We start from the raw sequence: 19,974 nt of genomic DNA, 5'->3' as shown, positions 1-19,974 counted from the left end.
GGCCGTGACCTCCTCCGAGGTCACGGCCCGTTTGCGTAAGTCCGGGTGGGTATGCGGTGGTCAGGACGGGTCATCCAGAAATAGGACCTCGGTCCCGATAACTTCCGAGGTTTTCTCTCGTTTGCCCGATGTGCCACCCCTTAACTCGGGAGTGCGCCAGGTTCCCCCGGATCTGGCAGGTGGCACGGCCCCGTTGCGGGGATCTTGGGGGATCCCCACCGCAGAATCGGAGTCCAACCAACAATGCGAAGCATCCGTACGCTTGCGCTGTCCGCAGCCGCTGCCGCCGTCGTCGGCGCAGTTCTGGTTGTGCCGGCGCCCTCACAGGCCGCACTGACGAACACCTCTTTCGGGCTGTTCGCGAGCGGCTTCGGCACCCGCGTGACCGGTGGAAGCATCCCGGCCAACTCGGGCGACCTCGGATACCAGACCATCGGCTGCACCCGTAAGGCTGGCTACGACGTCAACAACAACACCGCCGGTGCCAAGGTGCCGGGTCTCGGGTCGATCGGTGCGACCACCACCAAGCAGCGCACCGTGAAGTCCGGCGAGACGGTCAAGTCCATCTCGGAGCACAAGATCGCCGACGTCGTCCTCGACAAGAGCCCGCTGGGCACCGTGACCGTCGAGGGTCTCAGCTCGATCTCCCAGGCCTGGTGGGACGGCAAGGGCTACAAGGCCGACTCCAAGGCCAACATCGCTCACATCGTCCTCGACCCGGCCGGCCCCGGCCAGAAGGTCGACCTCCCGATCCCGGGCCGCGACAAGCCGCTCGTCATTCCGGGCATCGCCACCATCGGCATCGGCAACACCGTCGAGAAGACCAACGCCGACGGCGCCGAGGCTTACGCCAACGGCATCTGGATCAAGCTGCACGGCAGCGACTCCGAGGTCATCGTCGGTCGCTCCCGCGCCGAGATCCACGGCCAGGCCTTCTCCGGCGTCTTCAGCGGCTTCTCCGACTCCGTCGACGCCACCGCTCTCGGCGGCGCCGTCCAGGTCGGCAAGAACCCGCTGACCAACGCCGGCTGCGCCGGCACCAAGGGCAAGCTGAAGACCAAGTCCATCGCGGGCGTTCCGCTGGGCAACGCGGGCGACATCGTCGACGTCAAGGGCCTGACCAGCGGTCAGCGTTCGAACCAGACCAAGACCACCGCCGGTGGCTACACCTTCGGTGAGGTCGCCAGCGTCAACATCGGCGACGGCGCGATCCGCATCGAGGGCCTCCGCGCCCAGGCGAACGCCAAGTTCGTCAAGGGCAAGGGCGCCTCGACGTCCACCGCCGGCACCAAGTTCGGCGACATCTACATCAACGACCAGAAGGTCTCCCTCGCCCAGCTCGGTTCGGCGCTCTCCCGCGTCGACATCCCCGGCCTGGCCAAGATCGAGACCAACGTCGTCGTCGACCGCAGCAAGAACCTGATCGAGGTCGTCGCCCTGCGGCTGACGCTCCTCGACGCGACCGAGGGCACCAAGACCGTTCTCAACATCGGTCACGCCAAGTTCAAGGTGAACGCGAACAAGTGAGGCCTTGATCCACTGAGGCTGTACGAAGAAACGGCCCGCGTCCTGATCAGGTCGCGGGCCGTTTCTTCGTTCTGAAGTTACCGACGGGTAGTATCAACCCACCCTTACGCGACCGAACCGATCACAAGCACTAGGCTCGGTTGCATTCCGGCAGTCCTGCCCTGATGAGGAGCGCCCAGGCATGTTGCAGATCATCACCATCGTCGTGTGCCTCGCGACAACGGTGGCCGCCGCCTACCTGACGGTCAAGGCCGTCCGGTCGATGCTCGCGGTCATCAAGATCGGTACACCGATCAGCCGCGTCGACCAGCCGTTGGCCCGCACCCTGACGATGCTGAAAGAGACCGTCCTCCACACGCGGATGCTGCAGTGGACCTGGGTCGGCATCCTGCACTGGTTCGCCTTCTCGGCGTTCATCGTGCTCTCGACCGCAGTCGGCTCGGCGTACTTCCAGCTCTTCTCCGCCGACTGGACGATCCCCTTCATCGGGAAGTTCTTCCTCTACGAGTGGGTGGCCGAGGGCCTCGGCCTGCTCGGCGCGCTCGGCATCATCCCGCTGATCGTCTACCGCCTGCTGCACCAGCCGAAGCAGCTGGGCCGCGGCACGCGGTTCTACGGCTCGGTGATGTGGCAGGCGTTCTTCGTCGAGGCGATGGTGCTGCTGGAGTCGATCGCGATCCTGTTCATCCGCGGCGCGGAGTACAACCTGGCCCTGGCCCACGGCGGCGAGCACGCCGAGCACGCCACCGGCTTCCACTTTCCGCTGTCGCAGTTCTTCGGTGCTCTCTACCCGACCGGTCACGACGCGATCGGGTCGCTGGAGAACATCATCTACCTCATCGCGGCCTTCAAGATCCTCTCGGCCCTGATCTGGCTCATGGTGATCTCGTCCAACCTGACGATGGGTGTCGCCTGGCACCGCTTCACCGCCTGGTTCAACATCTGGTTCAAGCGTGAGCCGGCGTCGCGTACGTCTGCCGTCGACGGCGCCCGCCCGCTCGGCACCGCGCTCGGCGCGATCAAGCCGATGCTCATCGACGGCAAGCCGGTCACCCTCGAGGACGTCGAGGAGGACCGCATCCCCGAGGACGCCATCCTCGGTGTCGGCACGATCCAGGACTTCTCCTGGAAGGGCATCCTCGACTTCACCACCTGCACCGAGTGTGGTCGCTGCCAGTCGCAGTGCCCCGCGTGGAACACCGAGAAGCCGCTCTCGCCCAAGCTGCTGATGATGGGCCTGCGTGAGCACGCGTACGCCGCAGCCGCCGACGGCGACCTCAAGGAGAAGCCCCTCATCGGCAAGGCCGACGGCGCCCCCGAGGGTGCCGAGAGCAACACCGAGGTCCTCGACTGGTTCTACAACCCTGAGGACGGCGGCTTCGTCATCGACGAGGACGTGCTCTGGTCCTGCACCTCCTGCGGTGCCTGCGTCCAGCAGTGCCCGGTCGACATCGAGCACGTCGACCACATCATGGACATGCGCCGCTACCAGGTGCTCGTCGAGTCCAACTTCCCCTCCGAGCTCAACGGCCTCTTCAAGGGCCTCGAGGGCAAGGGCAACCCCTGGAACATGAACGCCAACGCGCGCATGGACTGGGCCAAGGACCTGCCCTTCGACGTCAAGGAGGTCGGCAAGGACATCGAGTCCCTCGAAGAGGTCGACTGGCTGTTCTGGGTCGGCTGCGCCGGCGCCTACGAGGACCGTGCCAAGAAGACCACCCGCGCTGTCGCCGAGCTGCTCGACATGGCCGGCGTCTCCTTCGGCGTGCTCGGCAACGGGGAGACCTGCACCGGTGACTCCGCCCGCCGCGCCGGCAACGAGTTCGTCTTCCAGGGCCTGGCTCAGCAGAACGTCGAGACGTTCAAGGAGTTCAAGGTCAAGAAGGCCGTCACCACCTGTGCTCACTGCTTCAACACGTTGAAGAACGAGTACAAGGAGTTCGGCATCGAGCTCGAGGTCGTCCACCACACCCAGCTCCTCAACCGCCTCGTACGCGAGGGCAAGCTGACCCCGGTCACCGACGGCGCCGGCGCCCACAAGCGCTCGATCACCTACCACGACCCGTGCTACATCGGTCGCCACAACGGCGTCTACGAGCCGCCGCGTGAGCTGCTGCAGATCATGCCGGGAGCGGAGTACAAGGAGATGCCCCGCAACTCCGAGCGCTCCTTCTGCTGTGGTGCCGGTGGTGCCCGGATGTGGATGGAGGAGAAGATCGGCTCGCGGATCAACGAGAACCGCACCGAGGAGGCCGTCGCCACCGGCGCCGACCAGATCGCCGTCGGCTGCCCGTTCTGCCGCGTCATGCTCTCCGACGGGCTGACCAAGGCCCAGGCCAACGGAGCCGCACGCGAAGAGGTCGAGGTCCTCGACGTCGCGCAGATGCTGCTCGCGTCCGTGAAGGGCGAGCAGGCCACCAAGCTCGCTCCGGGCGAGGGCGCGAAGGTCGGTGCCGCCGCCAAGGCTGCCCCGGCGGCCGAGGAGGCCGCACCTGCTGCCGGTGCCGCCACCGCGGCTGCGGGCTCGTCGCTCTTCGACTCCCCCGCCGAGACCACGGAGACCACCGAGAGGGCTCCGGCCGACGCGTCCTCGCTCTTCGACACCCCTGCCCCGGCCGAGCCGGCCGCAGGAGGTACGTCGGGTGGCGGGTCGCTCTTCGACACCCCGGCACCGGCCGCGGAGCCGGAGAAGCCGGCCTCTGGTGGTTCGCTGTTCGACGACGGCGGGTCGCTCTTCGACACGCCTGCGGAGACGCCTGCGGAGGCGCCTGCCGACAAGCGCGCCGACAAGCCGGCCGAGGAGCCTGCGGCCGATCTCGGCTCCGGCGGGTCGCTCTTCGACGTACCTGCTCAGGAGGCGGAGCCTGCTGCCGCGCCCGAGGCGAAGGCCGCGCCGGCCGCGCCGGCGCCGGCTGAAGAGCCTGCGGTCGACCTGGGTGGGGGCGGTTCGCTCTTCGACATCCCGGCCGCGCCGGCCGAGGAGGCCGCGCCGGCCCCCGAGGCGAAGACCACGCCCGCTGCCGACGAGCCCGCGGCGCCTGCCCCGGCTGCGGCTCCGGCTGCCGAGGAGCCGAGCATCGACCTCGGTGCGGGTGGTTCCCTCTTCGACATCCCGGCCAGCGAGCCCGAGCCGGCTCCGCCGGCTCCGGCCAAGACCCCCGAGGCCGCTGCTCCGGTCGATACGGCTGCCCCGGCCGCGGCTCCCCAGGCTGCTGCGCCGGCCGCGGGTTCGGGTGTGACCTCGGAGCCGAAGACCGACGTCGATTTCGACAGCCTCGGCTCGCTCTTCGACATCGAGGCGCCGGAGGGCACGGTCGCCGCCGCTCCCGCCGCACCGGCACCCGCCCCCGCTGAGGCCGCTCCTGTGGCCGAGGCAGCCGTGGAGCCCGTGGCCGAAGCAGCGCCCGTCGAGGAGCCGGCTGTCGAGGCGGAGACGCCTGCCGAGCCGGAGCCCGAGCCCGAGCCGGAGCCCGTCGCCGAAGAGGCCGCCGCCGCACCGGAGCCGAAGCCGGCACCGGCCGTGAGCGGAGAGGCTCACACGCCGCGTACGGACGTCGACATCCACGAAGCAGGGTCGCTCTTCGACCTCTGATCCACCGCGGTCCGCTGCACCAGACGATGACACCTTGTGAGCTGCTCACAAGGTGTCATCGTCATTTGTGCCGAAGCGTCACCCGCGTCGGCCGAGATGGCACCAGCGTGCCCACTCGGCCGACGCGCGTGACGTCTCGGCCGACGTAGGTGACGCCTCGGCGAGGGGGTGACATCACGTGATGTCAGATTTGGGTTGCCATGACGTCATCGTGATGTCATAGTGGTGCGTATGGACATCACTCCGTACATCGACAGCCTGCGGCGGGACCTGGTGGCCGCGGCCGAGGCAGCGGGGCCGGAGGCGCGGGAGACCGCGGAGCGGCTCACCTATGCACTCGACCCGGCGGCCCGGCTCGCGATGATGGAGGCGGTGAGCCAGGCGGCCGCCGAGATCACCGCCGAGCTGCCGACAGGCAATGTGGACGTACGTCTGCGGGGGCGCGACCTGGAGTTCGGGATCACGCTTCCAGAGCTCACCGAGCCGGTTCCCCCGACGCCCCCGGCTCCCCCGACGCCGCCGACGCCGCCCGCTCCCCCGGCACCCCCGGAGCCGGAGGGCGACGACGCCCTCGCCCGGGTGACCCTCCGCATCCCGGAGTCGCTCAAGGCGAAGGCCGAGGAGGCGGCGGCCGACGCCGGCCAGTCGCTCAACACCTGGCTCGTCGGCGCGGTGCGCGCGGCGACCCGCGAGAACGCGGTCAACGTCGACGTCGACCTCTCCGCCATCCCACACATCGTCAGCGAGGCGATGAGCAGCCTCGATCCGTTCCGTGGCAGCAACCGCGGCAGGTCCGACCGCCGGATGACCGGCTGGCTCTGACCTGACCTGACGTCACCACCACCAACGGACGGCCGCCCGGCCGGTCCGGTAGATCATCACACCCTCAGGAGCATCACCATGAGCACGTACACCTTCATGTCCACCGCCCCCGCCAAGCTGTTCGTCGAGTTCGGCAAGGGCAACCTCGAGGTCCAGGCGACCGAGACCGACGAGACGGTCGTCGAGATCGACGGCGACGATGCCGAGAATCTGGTCGTCGAGCAGAACGGCGACACGATCAACATCATCGATCCCCATCGGGGTCCGTTCAGCCGCTCGAGACGCTACGACATCAGCGTGACGGTCCCATCGCGCAGCCAGCTCCGGGCCCGCACCGGGAGCGCCGACATCGCCACCCAGGGTGTCCTGCGGGCCGCCTGGCTGCAGACCGGGTCGGGCGACGTACGGATCGACCGGGTCACCGAGGAGTTCCAGGTCGAGTCCGGCTCGGGGGACGTCGAGGCCGACACCCTCGACGGGCGCGCCTCGATCAAGTCCGGATCCGGTGACATCCGGATCGGTACGGTCCACGACCTGCAGACCAAGACCGGCTCCGGCAGCGTGGAGATCAACGAGGTCGAGGGCGACGTGAGCCACGCGACCGGCGCCGGCGACTTCGCGATCCACACGATCAGCGCCGGCCGGATCTCGGTGAAGGGCGCCTCCTCCGACGTACGCATCGGGATCCCGAACGGCACCCCGGTGTGGACCGACGTCAACACGGTGACCGGCCGGTGCACCAGCACTGTCGAGAGCGCTGGCGCACCGGCCGCGGGTGAGCCCTACGTCGAGCTCCGTGCCACCACGGTGAGCGGCGACGTGACCCTCGTCGGGGTCTGAGCCCGGAGGGCTACTTGTCCTCGTTCACCTTGCTGGAGCCAGGGGCGTCCGGCACGACGGGCCGGAGCAGGCCCCAGGCGATGAAGACGGCCCCGATGACGAGCAGGACGACACCCGCCCAGAGGTTGGCGTTGGGCCCGCCGGTCTTGTCGACCTCGGGGTCGCCGAACAGGCCCATCAGCAGCAGGATGATGCCGTAGACCGCGAGCAGAGACCCGATCACGTTGCGGATGTCGAAGAGCGACAGCAGCGTGCCGAGGAACCCTCGGTTGGTTTCGGTGGACATCTCAGCCTCCTCTAGAAGATCACGTTCAGGATGATGACCAGGACCAGCGCGACACCCGCCAGGGGCACCGGGCGCTCGAACCACGGGCGACCGGCGTCCTCGGCGTCGACCAGGTCCTCCTTCGGGGTCTCGGAGTAGACGAGACCCTTCAGGGAGCCTTCCGGCTTCGGGGTGGTCACCAGCGAGACGACCACGCTGACGGCGACATCGACGACGAAGGCGGCACCGGCGGCCACGAACGACGCACCTTGACCGGACAGCGGCAGGACGCCGACGGAGAGCCCGCCGAGCGTGCCGTCGGCGAGGATGCCGACGAGCACTGCGGCCAGGGTGCCGGAGACGAGACCCGTCCAACCGGCGGTCGCGGTCATCCGCTTCCAGAACATACCCAGGATGAACGTCGCGAACAGCGGCGCGTTGAAGAACCCGAACAGGGTCTGCAGGTAGTCCATGATGTTGGAGAAGTTGGACGCCAGGACCGCGGTGAAGATCGCGACCGCGGTCGCCGCGACGGTCGCCCACCGGCCGAGCTTCACGTAGAAGTCGTCCGGGCGGTCCTTGATGATGTACTCCTGGATGATGTCGAAGGACACCACCGTGTTGAAGGCGGAGACGTTGGCCGCCATACCGGCCATGAACGCGGCCAGCAGACCGGTGATCGCCAGGCCGAGCAGACCGTTGGGCAGCACCTCCGCCATCAGGTAGAGGAGCGAGTCGTTGTAGGTCACGCCCTCACCCGAGGCACCGCCGGCGACCGCCTCCCCCGCCTTCGTACGCGCGATCTCGGTGACCAGGACCGCCGCGATCATGCCGGGGAAGATGGTGATGAACGGGACGAACATCTTCGGGAAGGCACCGATGATCGGCGTCTTCCGGGCAGCCGAGATCGAGTCCGCGGCCATGGCTCGCTGGACCTCGACGAAGTTGGTCGTCCAGTAGCCGAAGGAGAGCACGAAACCGAGACCGAACACGATGCCGACCACCGAGAGGAAGTCGGAGTTGAACCCGGTCAGGGCCGCACCTGGCCAGGAGTTGAGCTGGTCGGCGGCGGGCGCGATGGTGTCGGGGTTGGCGGCCGCGGCCTTCTCGATCTTCGAGGTCAGACCGTCCCAGCCGCCGACCCGGTGCAGACCCAGGAGGGTCAGCGGCAGCAGCGCGGCGACGATCACGAAGAACTGCAGCACCTCGTTGTAGATCGCGGCCTTCAGACCACCGAGGGTGATGTAGGACAGCACGATCAGCGCGGCCACGATCAGCGCCACCCACAGCGGCCAGCCGAGCAGCGCGTGCACGATGGAGCCCAGCAGGTAGAGGTTGATACCGGCGATGAGCAGCTGCGCGGTCGCGAACGAGAGCGCGTTGACCAGGTGGGCACCGGTGCCGAAACGGCGCTTCATGAACTCGGGAACCGAGCGCACCTTCGAGCCGTAGTAGAAGGGCATCATCACGACGCCCAGGAACAACATCGCCGGGATCGCACCGATCCAGAAGTAATGGACGGTGGGGAGCCCGAGCTGTGCACCGGTCGCCGACATCCCCATGATCTCGACGGCGCCGAGGTTCGCCGAGATGAAGGCAAGACCGGTGACCCACGCGGGGAGGGACCTACCCGAGAGGAAGAAGTCCACCGAGTTCGACATGCCGCGGCTGGCCAGGAAACCGATACCGAGAACGAACGCGAAGTAGATGGCGATCAGCAGATAGTCGACCGCGTTGGCCTGGATCAGAGTGTCCGCGGCCAGGATGCTTGTTTGCATTCCGAGACCCTTCTATTTGATTGGGCGCGTCAAACTTAACCACGGCCACGCCTGAAATCTGCCCAGGGTCACCCCTTCATCGACACGCCCTCGCGCCAGTAGCCCATGAAGGCGACCTGCTTGCGGGGCATCTCCAGCTCGTTGACCAGATGCCGGCGCAGCGCGGTGACCATCCGGGACTCCCCCGCGATCCAGGCATAGCGCCCGTCCTCACCGTTCGCGGTGCCGTCGACCTGCTCGCCGGAGGACGAGTAGACGGGTGTCTCCCACAGGTCCGGGTCCTCGACCTCGACGGAGGTCACGTCGTCGGGCGTCGCCTCGAAGCCGAGCAGGCCGCCGACCGCAGCCAGCGAGGGACCACCCACGGGCGCCCCCTCGCGCGGCAGCCAGCTGACCTGCAGCCCCTCGGGCGCAGCCACCTCCTGTACGTCACCAGCGACCGGCACCTCCAGGAAGGCCGATCCGGTGGCGTCCGCCGGCAGGGACTCGAGGATCGAGACGATCGCCGGGACGGCGGTCTCGTCACCGACCAGCAGCAGCCGGTCCGCGTCGCCGGGGAGCCACTCGATCCCGCCGTACGCCTCGCCGAGCTTGGGTCCGGCGACCAGGATCTCGTCGCCGGGCCGGGCCGCGCCGGCCCAGTCGGAGCCGGGACCGTGGGCGCCGGGGTGCAGCACGAAGTCGACGTACAGACGCTTCTCGATGCCCTCCCCCTCGAGCGCGCGGATCGTGTAGGTGCGCATCCGCGGGCGCTCGTCGTCGGGGAGAGCGAGCCACTCGGTGTACCAGTCCTCGGCCGAGAGCTCGGGCAGCACGCCCGAGGCTGCCGGGAAGAGGAGCTTGATGCGCTGGTCGAGGCTCGGGCCGTCGTTGCCGAAGTCGGCCAGGTCGTCGCCGACCAGCTCGATGCGGGCGAAGGACGGGGAGAGGCGCTCGACCGAGCGCACCGAGACGCGGGCGAGGACGGGCATGTCAGGCTCCTTGGGCGTGGGGGTGAGCGGCGGGCCGGTGGTGACGCCCGATGGGGACGACCAGCGGTGTGCCCGAGACGGGGTCCGAGATGACCTGGGCCTCCAGGCCGAAGACCGATTCGACGCGCTCGGCGGTGACCACGTCGGCGGGCTTGCCGGTGGCGGCGATCCTGCCGCCGCTCATCGCGATCAGGTGGTCGGCGTAGCGGGCGGCGAGGTTGAGGTCGTGGAGCACCATCACGACGGTGGTGCCACGGGTCTCGCGGAGGCCGTGAAGAAGGTCGAGGAGGTCGATCTGGTGGGCGACGTCGAGGAAGGTGGTCGGCTCGTCGAGGAGCAGCAGGTCGGTCTGCTGGGCGAGCGCCATCGCCACCCAGACCCGCTGCCGCTGGCCGCCGGAGAGCTCGTCGACGACCCGGTCGGCCAGATCGAGCGTGCTGGTCAGCTCGAGCGCCTCGGCCACCGCCGCGTCGTCCGCGGGCGACCAGCGCTGCAGCGCACCCCGGTGGGGCTGGCGTCCACGGCCGACCAGGTCGACGACGGTGATCCCCTCGGGTGCGATCGGCGACTGGGGCATCAGGCCGAGCGTCTTGGCGACCGCCCGGGTGGGCTGCTTGTGGACCGCCTTGCCGTCCAGGACGACCTGCCCCGAGATGGGGCGGAGCAGCCGCGCCATCCCGCGCAGCAGGGTCGACTTCCCGCAGCCGTTGGCGCCGACGATCACAGTGGTCAGACCGTCGGGGATCTCCAGGGAGACCTCGTCGACGATGGGGTCGGCGCCGTAGCCGAGGCTCACACTCTCCGCAGCGAGTCTCATCTGGGCCTCTTTCATGTCATCGCCTTCCAGCCCGCCCGCTGGCGAGCAACCACAACAGGAACGGCGCCCCGAACGCACCGGTGACGACACCGACCGGGAGGTTGGTGTCGGGGAATCCGTAGGCCGCGACGTAGTCGGCCCCGACCATCACGACGGCGCCGACCAGTGCGGCGCCGAGGATCGTCGTACGCCCGCCGTTGAGGACCCGGGCGATCGGCCCGGCGACGAAGGCGACGAACGCGACCGGGCCGGTCGCGGCGACCGCCAGCGCGCACAGGAGGACGGCCAGGAGCAGCAGCAGGTCGGCGTAGCGGTGGGTGACGCCGAGCGCGGTGGCGACGTCCGGACCGAGCTCGAGCACGCGCTGCGACTTCACCGTCCAGGCGACCAGCGGGAGCAGGATCACCAGGGCGACGAACAGGATCCGGATCGTCGGCCAGCTGGCCGAGTTGAGGCTGCCGGTCATCCAGCGCAGGGCGAGCTGGGCGTCGTACTCGTTGGCGCGGGTGAAGAGGTACTGGATCACCGCGACCAGGCCGGCGGCCGCGGTCACACCGACGAGCACCAGCCGGTAGCCGCCGTCGCTGCCGGCGACCAGCCGGATCACCACGGCGGTGAGCACCGCGCCGACGATCCCGGCGACCGAGAGGGCCGAGCCGTTCAGCGAGAGCACGACGATCGCGAAGACGGCGGACGCGCTCGCGCCGAGCGAGATGCCGAGCATGTCGGGGCTGGCGAGCGGGTTGCGCAGGGTCGACTGGAAGATCGCGCCGGCGACGCCGAAAGCGAGCCCGGCCAGCACGCCCAGGACCGCCCGCGGCAGCTTCGACTCCATCAGGATGAAGGTCGCGCCCGGGATCTCCTCACCGCCGAGGATCCGGAAGAAGTCGGGCAGCGTGATGATGTAGTCGCCGGCGAGCACGCGGAGCGCGAACAGCCCGAACAGGGCCGCGCCGAGGCCACCGGCGACCAGGACGCGCCGGCGCCGCGGGATGCGCCGGGCGCCGCGTACGACGGCGGTGGGGTTGATCGATTGAACCGTCATAGCCCGGCCATCCGTCCACGACGCAGGAAGAAGACGAAGACGGGTACGCCGACGACCGCTGCCATCACACCGACCTGGATCTCCGAGGGCGGCCAGATGACCCGGCCGACCACGTCCGCCAGAAGGGTGAGGGCGGCGCCGAAGCCCGCCGAGAGGGGAAGCACGCGGGTGTAGGCCGATCCGACCATGACCCGGACCATGTGGGGGACGATGAGGCCGACGAAGCCGATCGGCCCGCACAGCGCGGTGGCGGTGCCGGTGAGGAGCACGACGCCGAGGCCGATGACGGCCCGGTCGATGCCGGTGCGCCGGCCGAGCCCGCGCGCGAGGTCGTCACCGAGGGCGAGCGTGTCGAGGGTGCGCGCGCCGACCAGGGTCAGCAGCGCGCCGACGGCAAGGAACGGCAGCCCGGTCACGACGATGTCCCAGCCTCGGCCGCCGATGGTGCCGACCTGCCAGAGCCGGATCACGTCGAAAGTGGCCTTGTCGGTGAGCAGGACGGCGGTGGTCCACGAGGAGACGCCGGCGGCGAGGGCGGCGCCGGCGAGCACGAGCTTGGCCGGGGTCGCGCCGCCCGAGCCGAAGGAGGCGACCGTGTGCACGAGCACCGCGGCGATCGCGGCGCCGGCGAAGCCGAACCAGAGGTAGGCGTTGAGCGAGCCGATGCCGAAGACCGAGACGGCCAGCACCATCGCGAAGGTGGCCCCCGAGTTGAGCCCGAGCAGGCCGGGGTCGGCCAGCGGGTTGCGGGTCAGGCCCTGCAGGCAGGCGCCGGCGAGCGCCAGCGCGGCGCCGGCGAGCAACCCGAGGACCGTACGCGGTATCCGGGTCTCCAGGATGCCCTGGCCGACGCTGCCCTCACGCCACAGATCCAGCGGGGAGACGAGCTTCGCGCCGATCAGCATCGACGCCACGACGGCGACCAGGAGGACACCGACGAGCAGGAGCGCGACCCGGGGCACCGACGACCGGCCCCGGCCGCGCGGATCCGCGGCCGGGGTTCGGTCGAGCGTCGTCGTGAGGGTCACTGACCCTCGAGAGCCTTGACGATGCCCGGGACGAACTCGTCGATGGCGTACGGCACCGACAGCGGCGTCGGCGTGCCCGCGGCGAGCGAGGCGACGTTGTCGGTCGAGGCCCACATGTGGCCGGCCTTGATCGCGGGGATCTGGCCGATCAGCTTGTCCTTCGCGTACGTCTCGGCGTCGGTCTCCTCCACCGCGTAGGTGAACAGGAAGTCGGACTGCAGCTCGCTGGCCTTCTCCGCCGAGACCTGGGCGAAGAACTCGCCCTTCTTGGTGTTCTCCACGACGACCGGCGCGTTCTTCATGCCCAGGTCGGACAGGAAGTCCGGGCGGGCGTCCTCGGTCGTGTAGAACGGGATCTGGGAGAGGTCGGCGGTGGCCAGCGCGGCCCAGATGAAGGTCTTGCCCTGGATCTCCGGGTTGTCCTTCTTGGCGTCCGCGAAGGCCTGCTGGGTGTCGGCCTCGACCTCGTCGGCCAGCTTGTTGCGGCCGGTCGCCTGACCGACCATCTCAAGGGAGTCCTCCCACGCGGTGGCCCACGGCTGGTCCGGGTAGGCGACGACCGGGGCGATCTCGGAGAGCTTCTTGTACTCCTCCTCGGTGATGCCCGAGTAGGTCGCCAGGATCAGGTCGGGGGTCTGCTTGGCGACCTCGTCGACCGGGATGGCGTCGGTCTGGTCGATGATCGCCGGCATGTCGGCGTCGAGCTCCTCGAGCTTCTCGTCGAACCACGGCGTGGTGCCGTCCTCGTCACCGCCCCAGGTCACCTTGGGGATGCTGACGGGCACGACGCCCAGCGAGAGGAGCATGTCGGCGTCGTTGACACCGACGACGGAGATGCGCTTCGGCTCCTTCTCGATCGTGGTCTCACCGAAGGCGTGCTCGATGGTCACCGGGAAGGCGCCCGAGTCTGCCTTCGAGGTGGACGCCTGACCGGAGTCGGCGGAATCGGTGGAGCCGGTGCTGCACGCAGCGAGGCCGGAGAGAGCAAGCGCGGTGCTCACTGCGATGAGTACGGAACGACGGATCACGTGGGGACCACCTCGGGTTAGGCAATGCTTAGTTAGGACAGCCTAAACATACCTAGTCCATGGCGCAGTCGTCGGCCCCGGGATTTGGACAGATCAGGGTCTGACGAACGCCGCCCGCTCCGCCTCGACCTTCTCCCGGATCACGCAGTCGAGCGAGTGGTCGTTGACGATCCCCATCGACTGCATGAACGCGTACATCGTCGTCGGCCCGACGAACCTCCAGCCACGCTTCTTGAGGTCCTTGGAGAGGCTCACCGAGGCGGGCGATGTCGCCACCACCTCGGGGATCTTCAGCGGCTCGGGCTCGAAACCCCAGACGTACGCCGCCAGCGACCCGCGCTCCTCGACGAGCTCGACCGCGCGGCGGGCGTTGTTGATCGCCGCCTCGATCTTGCCGCGGTGGCGGATGATCCTGGCGTCCTGAAGGAGCCGCTCGACGTCGCCCTCGTCGAACTCGGCCACCCGGTGGAAGTCGAAACCCGCGAAGACCTCGCGGAACGCGGGCCGCTTGTTGAGGATCGTGCGCCACGACAGCCCGCTCTGGAAGCCTTCCAGGCAGATCTTCTCGAAGAGCCGGACGTCACCTCCGGCCGGGAATCCCCACTCGGTGTCGTGGTAGTCGAGGAACTCCGGCGCTCCTCCTGCCCACGCGCAACGCGTCTGGCCGTCCGGGGCCAGGAACGGTGTCTCACTCATCCAACCGACCCTAGCGGCGACCACCGACAGTCAGATCTTGGTGCGGTGGAAGCTCTGGAAGCTGCGCGAGGCGGTCGGGCCGCGCTGGCCCTGGTAGCGGCTCCCGTACTTCTCGCTGCCGTAAGGGTTCTGCGCGGGCGAGGTGAGCCGGAAGAAGCAGTACTGACCGATCTTCATGCCCGGGTAGAGCTTGATCGGCAGCGTCGCGACGTTGGCCAGTTCGAGCGTCACGTGACCCGAGAAGCCCGGGTCGACGAAGCCAGCGGTGGCGTGGGTGAGCAGCCCGAGGCGCCCCAGCGAGCTCTTGCCCTCCACGCGGGCCGCGATGTCGTCTGGCAGGCTGACGGTCTCGTAGGTCGAGCCGAGCACGAACTCGCCCGGGTGCAGGATGAACGGCTCGTCACCCTCGGTCTCGATCTGCCGGGTGAGCTCGGACTGGTCCACGGCCGGGTCGATCGTGGCGTACTTGTGGTTGTCGAAGACCCGGAAGAACCGGTCCAGACGTACGTCGACGGACGACGGCTGCAACATCGACTCGTCCCAGGGGTCGATGACGATCCGCCCGTCGTTGATCTCGGTCAGGATGTCCTTGTCGCTCAGCAGCACGAGCCAAACCTAACCCAGTAGAGGCCTGCGTACCGCGCCTGCGTCGCCCGTGATGGCGTCTCTGGAATCACCTCTACCCCATCTGTCACAGATTCCTCGCCAGAGTCGTACGTCCCGCCTCAAACCCGGTTGAATCGGGCACATGGCACTGGATGCGCTGATCCCCGGGGGCTACCGCCGGTACGTCGCGCTGGGCGACTCGTTCACCGAGGGCGTCGGCGACACCGACGCGCGCCGCCCGAACGGCGTACGCGGCTGGGCCGATCGGGTCGCCGAGGTGATGGCCGAGCGGACCCCCGAGTTCAGCTACGCCAACCTGGCCGTCCGCGGCCGCGGGATCGACCGGATCGTCAAGGAGCAAGTGGCGGCCGCGATCGCGCTCGAGCCGGACGTGGTGACGATCTACGGCGGCTCGGTCGACCTGATGTGGCCGCACGTCGACATCGATGCGCTGCTCGCGACCTACGAGACCGCGATCGGCGAGCTGGTCGAGACCGGCGCGAAGGTGCTGGTCTTCACCGCCTACGGCGCGCGGGCGTCCACCGTCGGCCGGCTGCTGCGCGGGCGCTTCGCGGTCTACAACGAGGCCGTCCGCGAGATCGCGCAGCGGCGCGGGGCGACGCTGGTCGACTTCTGGCGGATGACGGAGTACGACGACGCCGGCTACTGGGACGGCCACGGCTTCCTGGGAGCTCCCGGCCACCAGTTGATGGCGATCAAGGTCCTCGACACCCTCGGCGTACGGCACCACCTGCCCACCCCGAAGCCGCTGGTCGTCATCGAGGAGCCGGGCCCCCACGGCCTGGCCGTCCCGATCCGCGAGGTCCGGCGGCTGGCTGCCCGGGCACTCCCCTGGGCCGTACGCCGCATGCTCCGTGGTCCCGGCGACGGGCTGTCGGCCCGCTATCCCCGGATGACACGACTTTCCTGAGTCGGTTCACACCTGGCCACGCGTGTGGGGTAACATCCTGGTCGCACCTGCGGACGTAGCTCAGTTGGTAGAGCGCAACCTTCCCAAGGTTGATGTCGCGAGTTCGAGCCTCGTCGTCCGCTCCAGAGATTCAGGTCGTGCCTTTGGCACGGCCTGTTTCAGTTCACTTGCACGATCCAAGTGATGCAGCACACGATCACGGGTGTTTGCGCTTTGCGTCGATTAAGATTGGGTTTCTGATTTCCCATCATTGTGTGAACGACGCGTAAAGGATCACTCGCCATGCCCGCGGGCTCGAGCAACCGATTCACCGACGGACGAGTCCCCGATCACGGCATCGGAGACCTCTTCACCTACGAGGCTCGCCTGCAGGCGCGACTCGACGTGGAGGCGGCGCTCGCCGAGGCCGAGGCGGCTGTGAAGGTGATCCCCGCGGAGGCCGGCGAGGCGATCGCCGAGGCCGCCGACCTGGACAAGCTCGACCTGGACCGCATCGAGAAGGCCACCGCCGAGCACAGCCACCCGCTGACCCCGCTGGTCGAGGAGCTGTGCCGGGTCGTCGGCAAGAAGCACGGCGGCTGGGTCCACTGGGGGGCCACCACGCAGAACATCACCCAGACCGCCGACCTGATCCTGATGCGCCAGGCGCACGACAAGATCCTCGACCTGCTCGGCGACCTGCTCCGCTCGCTGTCCAAGGTCGCCGAGGCGGGCGCCGAGGTGCCGATGCCGGGGCGTACGCACTCCCAGCACGCCGTCCCGATCACCTTCGGCTTCAAGGTCGCGATCTGGATCGACGAGATCGCCGCCCACGTCGACCGGCTCCGCTCGGTCGAGGACCGCGTCTTCCGTCTGCTGATGGGCGGGGCCGCGGGCACCATGGCCTCCTTCGGCTCCCACGCCCGGGCCATCGAGACCGAGACCGCCTCCCGGCTCGACATGGGCTCGATGCCGGTCCCGTCGCGCGCGATCAACGACGGCATGGTCGAGTGGGTCTCGATCCTGGGGATGCTCGGTGGCACCGCCGGCAAGATCGGCAAGGACGTCTACTCGATGATGCAGCCCGAGTTCGGCGAGGCCTTCGAGCCGATCCCGGAAGGCACCATCGGCTCCTCGACGATGCCCCACAAGCGCAACCCGCAGCTGACGCTGGACGTGATCACCGCCGCCACCCAGCTGCGCGGGCTCGTCGCCCCGGCGATGGAGTCGATGCTCCACGACCACGAGGCCAACGGCGCCATGACCGGCATCCTCGAGGACGCGGTCGCCCAGGCCTCCCAGCTCGCCGGCGACGTCCTGGCCCGGCTCGTGGTCATCTTCACCGGCCTGACCTTCGACGAGGACCGGATGCGCGCCAACCTGGCCCTCTCCGGAGGACTCATCGGCTCCGAGTCGCTGATGCTCGAGCTCGGCGAGCGCATCGGCCGGCAGGTCGCCCACGACGTCGTCTTCGAGCTGGCCCAGCGCTCCGCCGTCGAGGACATCGACTTCGCCTCGCTGCTCGCCGCCTCCCCCGAGGTCTCGGCCCACTTCAGCCGCGCCGAGATCGCCGACCTGCTCGACCCCTGCCGCCACCTCGGCGAGTCCGCCAACATCGCCCGCTCGATGGCCGAGCACGCGCGCCGGGTCGCCGACACCATCCAGATCCCCGCCGTCTGACCCGGTCGTTGCGCGGACGTCGATAGGCTGCGTACGTGGCTTTCGAAGGTTTCCCCGTTGCGGCACTCGACTTCTACGACGACCTCGAGGTCGACAACACCAAGTCGTTCTGGGAAGCCCACAAGCACATCTACAAGGAGTCGGTGCATGCGCCGATGAAGGCGCTCACCGACGAGCTGGCCGAGGAGTTCGGCAGCGCCAAGATCTTCCGGCCCTACCGCGACGTACGTTTCTCGAAGGACAAGCTCCCCTACAAGACCCACCAGGGAGCCTTCGTGGCGGTGGCCCCGCAGACCGGCTACTACGTCGAGGTCTCGCCCCGCGGCATCCGCACCGGCGGTGGCTGCTACTGGTTCGAGCCGCCCCGCCTGGCCGCCTTCCGCGACGCCATCGTCCACGACCACTACGGCGCCGACCTGGAGAAACGCCTCGCCACTGCGGAGAAGAAGGGCTACGCCGTCACCGGCGACCGCCTCAAGACCGCGCCCCGCGGCTTCGACAAGGACCACCCCAAGATCGAGCTCCTGCGTCACAAGTCGATCCACCTCGGCCGCACCATCGGCTTCGAGCCGATCATCCACACCCCTGACTTGGTCGGCGAGGTGAAGAAGGACTGGCGAGCCGTACGTCCGTTGGTGGAGTGGATCGCCGAGCACGCGGTGGCGTGATCCGGCCGTCTGGACCGATCGACGAATGCCGGCGCGCGGCCGAGCGATACCCGCTACGGTGTGCGCCGTGCGTACACCTCTTTCGGTTGCGGCGGCGGCATCGCTCCTGATCGTCCCCGCCTTCGTCCTGACCACCAGCTCGAGCGGCGTGGCCGCGACCAGCTGCATCGACAGGGCGGTCACCGTCGACCTGAGCAAGGGCGAGAAGCGGACGGATCCAGCGATCCGCGACGTCATTCTGGGTACGTCCGGCGCCGACTCGATCGCTGCCGACTCCAACGACGTCGTCTGCGCAGGCTCTGGGGACGACCAGATCCGCGGCGGGAGTCGCGTACTCGCCGGCCCTGGTAACGACGAGATCCGGGGTAGCAACTGGGCCAATGGCGAGTCGGGCAACGACACCATCTACGGCACGTCAGGTGACGACGAGCTCACCGGCGGCACCGGTTCCGACACGATCAAGGGCGGCGGCGGGAGCGACACGATCGCCGGACACTTCATCTCCGGAACGTTCGACTCGACTGCGGGCACCGATAGCGGCGACCTCCTCTACGGCGGCACCGGTCGGGACTTCCTCCACGGCCAAGGAGGCAACGACCGCCTCTACGGCGAGGACGGCTCAGACGCACTGATCGGCGGCGGCGGCAACGACAGAATGTGGGGCGCAGCGGGAGACGACACCCTCCGAGGCGGCGTCGGCGACGACCAGATGTATGCCAGCGACGGCGCCGACGTCGTCGTCGGCGACAGCGGCGCCGACCTCATCTACGGCAACGCCGGGCGGGACAGCCTTCACGGCATGTCCGGGAACGACCGGATCTACGGCGGCTCCGGGCGCGACTGGCTCAAGGGGTGGAGCGGATCCGACTACCTCGCGGCAGGAACCGAGGGTGACTCGGTCGTCGGCGGAGACGGCCGCGATCGACTCCTCGGGGGCGGCGGGGATGATCGGCTCAACGGCGGCCCGCTCGCCGATGTGGTGCGGGGCGAGGCCGGCGCGGATCAGTGTGCCGCCGAGCCTGGCGCCGGCGCGACGTACTCCTGCCTGGTCACACGGAACCTGCCGACCGGACCGCCGAGCGGTGGCACCTACTGGACCCCCTGACCAGCTCAGATAGTCCGAGACGTTCCGGCCCATTACCAGTCGGTAGATGGGCCGAAACGTCTCGGACTATCTGACGTCAGGCGCTCGTGAAGCTCGCCATCGTGCGCTCGGGCTCCCAGAAGGCCTTCATGGACTTGATGCGGCCCTCGTCGTTGACGGTGTAGACCATGATCAGGTCGGTGGTGGTGTGGCTGCCGTCAGGGAAGCTCGTCTTGATGCGGCCGATGTTGGCGCAGGTGTTGCCGCCGGGGTTGGCGAAGGAGTCGTTGATCTCGAACTCGAACCGGTGGACCGAGGCGATCGCCTTCTCCCAGAACGCCTTGAGGCCCTCGTGACCGTGGTGGCCCTTGCCCTCGGGGTCGAACATCGACGGCCCGACGGGGTCCTCGAGCACGCAGTCCTCGGCATAGATCGTCAGCCACTCGTCGAGATCGCCCTTGGCGACGGCGGCATAGGAGCGCTGGCCGGCCGTACGTGCGGGGTGTTCGTCGTCGGGGGCGTTCCAGGTGATGGCGTCGGAGGAGATCATGCAGGCGATCGTACGCCGAAACTGAAACGTGTTCTACCTGATCGCCGACTCCCGCCCGACTAGGGTC

General features: G+C 68.7%; 18 protein-coding genes and 1 tRNA gene. 9 read left to right on the top strand and 10 right to left on the bottom strand.

The window, feature by feature from the left end; all coding sequences use genetic code 11:
• The first annotated feature begins 243 nt into the window (after nucleotides 1–243).
• The 4 genes from UG56_RS21915 (at nucleotide 244) to UG56_RS21900 (ending at nucleotide 6,781) form a co-directional block, all read left to right on the top strand.
• Nucleotides 244–1,527 (top strand): choice-of-anchor P family protein, encoded by a 1,284-nt coding sequence (locus tag UG56_RS21915; RefSeq protein WP_143055146.1) that lies wholly within the window; start codon nucleotides 244–246, stop codon nucleotides 1,525–1,527.
• A gap of 181 nt (nucleotides 1,528–1,708) precedes the next feature.
• The gene (locus UG56_RS21910) at nucleotides 1,709–5,119 is read left to right on the top strand and encodes a (Fe-S)-binding protein (RefSeq protein WP_071327253.1); all 3,411 of its coding nucleotides are present in this window, start codon (nucleotides 1,709–1,711) and stop codon (nucleotides 5,117–5,119) included.
• Between the two features lie 231 nt (nucleotides 5,120–5,350).
• Nucleotides 5,351–5,941, top strand: coding sequence for a toxin-antitoxin system HicB family antitoxin (locus UG56_RS21905; RefSeq protein ID WP_071327252.1), 591 nt, complete (start codon nucleotides 5,351–5,353; stop codon nucleotides 5,939–5,941).
• A 78-nt stretch (nucleotides 5,942–6,019) separates the two neighbouring features.
• Entirely contained in the window at nucleotides 6,020–6,781 is a 762-nt protein-coding gene (locus UG56_RS21900) for a DUF4097 family beta strand repeat-containing protein (RefSeq protein WP_045547723.1), read from the top strand.
• Nucleotides 6,782–6,791: 10 nt separating this feature from the next.
• Here the strand turns inward: UG56_RS21900 and UG56_RS21895 are convergent, their stop codons facing one another.
• The 9 genes from UG56_RS21895 to dcd all read right to left on the bottom strand — a co-directional run bounded on the left by UG56_RS21895 (nucleotide 6,792) and on the right by dcd (nucleotide 15,015).
• Nucleotides 6,792–7,067, bottom strand: coding sequence for a hypothetical protein (locus tag UG56_RS21895; RefSeq protein WP_045547722.1), 276 nt, complete (start codon nucleotides 7,065–7,067; stop codon nucleotides 6,792–6,794).
• Between the two features lie 11 nt (nucleotides 7,068–7,078).
• The gene (locus tag UG56_RS21890; RefSeq protein WP_177191528.1) at nucleotides 7,079–8,809 is read right to left on the bottom strand and encodes a sodium:solute symporter family protein; all 1,731 of its coding nucleotides are present in this window, start codon (nucleotides 8,807–8,809) and stop codon (nucleotides 7,079–7,081) included.
• An 83-nt stretch (nucleotides 8,810–8,892) separates the two neighbouring features.
• Complete coding sequence (locus tag UG56_RS21885) at nucleotides 8,893–9,795, bottom strand: siderophore-interacting protein (RefSeq protein WP_045547720.1); 903 nt, start codon at nucleotides 9,793–9,795, stop codon at nucleotides 8,893–8,895.
• Nucleotide 9,796: 1 nt separating this feature from the next.
• Nucleotides 9,797–10,612 (bottom strand): ABC transporter ATP-binding protein, encoded by an 816-nt coding sequence (locus UG56_RS21880; protein ID WP_045547731.1) that lies wholly within the window; start codon nucleotides 10,610–10,612, stop codon nucleotides 9,797–9,799.
• A 16-nt stretch (nucleotides 10,613–10,628) separates the two neighbouring features.
• Nucleotides 10,629–11,657, bottom strand: a complete 1,029-nt coding sequence (locus UG56_RS21875; protein WP_045547719.1) for a FecCD family ABC transporter permease — start codon at nucleotides 11,655–11,657, stop codon at nucleotides 10,629–10,631.
• Nucleotides 11,654–12,685 carry a FecCD family ABC transporter permease gene (locus UG56_RS21870; protein ID WP_045547718.1) on the bottom strand — a complete coding sequence of 344 codons (1,032 nt, stop codon included), beginning with the start codon at nucleotides 12,683–12,685 and terminating at the stop codon, nucleotides 11,654–11,656. The genes UG56_RS21875 and UG56_RS21870 overlap by 4 nt, the downstream gene beginning before the upstream one ends.
• On the bottom strand, nucleotides 12,682–13,713 hold the full coding sequence (locus UG56_RS21865; protein WP_045547717.1) for an iron-siderophore ABC transporter substrate-binding protein: 1,032 nt from the start codon (nucleotides 13,711–13,713) through the stop codon (nucleotides 12,682–12,684). The genes UG56_RS21870 and UG56_RS21865 overlap by 4 nt, the downstream gene beginning before the upstream one ends.
• 93 nt (nucleotides 13,714–13,806) lie before the next feature.
• Nucleotides 13,807–14,409 carry a DNA-3-methyladenine glycosylase I gene (locus tag UG56_RS21860; protein ID WP_045547716.1) on the bottom strand — a complete coding sequence of 201 codons (603 nt, stop codon included), beginning with the start codon at nucleotides 14,407–14,409 and terminating at the stop codon, nucleotides 13,807–13,809.
• A 30-nt stretch (nucleotides 14,410–14,439) separates the two neighbouring features.
• Nucleotides 14,440–15,015, bottom strand: coding sequence for a dCTP deaminase (dcd, locus tag UG56_RS21855; RefSeq protein WP_045547715.1), 576 nt, complete (start codon nucleotides 15,013–15,015; stop codon nucleotides 14,440–14,442).
• A 142-nt stretch (nucleotides 15,016–15,157) separates the two neighbouring features.
• Here dcd and UG56_RS21850 point away from each other — a divergent pair, with 142 nt between their 5' ends.
• The 5 genes from UG56_RS21850 (at nucleotide 15,158) to UG56_RS21830 (ending at nucleotide 19,378) form a co-directional block, all read left to right on the top strand.
• Nucleotides 15,158–15,946 (top strand): SGNH/GDSL hydrolase family protein, encoded by a 789-nt coding sequence (locus tag UG56_RS21850; protein WP_045547714.1) that lies wholly within the window; start codon nucleotides 15,158–15,160, stop codon nucleotides 15,944–15,946.
• 49 nt (nucleotides 15,947–15,995) lie between these two features.
• Nucleotides 15,996–16,071: transfer RNA gene (locus UG56_RS21845), tRNA-Gly, on the top strand.
• A 157-nt stretch (nucleotides 16,072–16,228) separates the two neighbouring features.
• A complete protein-coding gene (locus UG56_RS21840) occupies nucleotides 16,229–17,605 on the top strand; it encodes a class-II fumarase/aspartase family protein (protein WP_045547713.1) in 1,377 nt (458 codons plus the stop codon).
• 35 nt (nucleotides 17,606–17,640) lie between these two features.
• A complete protein-coding gene (locus UG56_RS21835; RefSeq protein WP_045547712.1) occupies nucleotides 17,641–18,273 on the top strand; it encodes a DUF2461 domain-containing protein in 633 nt (210 codons plus the stop codon).
• A 67-nt stretch (nucleotides 18,274–18,340) separates the two neighbouring features.
• A complete protein-coding gene (locus UG56_RS21830) occupies nucleotides 18,341–19,378 on the top strand; it encodes a calcium-binding protein (protein ID WP_052693297.1) in 1,038 nt (345 codons plus the stop codon).
• Between the two features lie 76 nt (nucleotides 19,379–19,454).
• Here UG56_RS21830 and UG56_RS21825 read toward each other — a convergent pair whose 3' ends face one another.
• Nucleotides 19,455–19,907, bottom strand: coding sequence for a nuclear transport factor 2 family protein (locus tag UG56_RS21825; RefSeq protein WP_045547711.1), 453 nt, complete (start codon nucleotides 19,905–19,907; stop codon nucleotides 19,455–19,457).
• Nucleotides 19,908–19,974: the final 67 nt, after the last annotated feature.

Origin of the sequence: Nocardioides luteus (genome assembly GCF_000960475.2) — a bacterium.
Lineage (GTDB): Bacteria > Actinomycetota > Actinomycetes > Propionibacteriales > Nocardioidaceae > Nocardioides > Nocardioides luteus_A.
The sequence above is the reverse complement of the archived record's forward strand: the minus strand, read 5'-3'. Positions and strand labels throughout refer to the sequence as shown.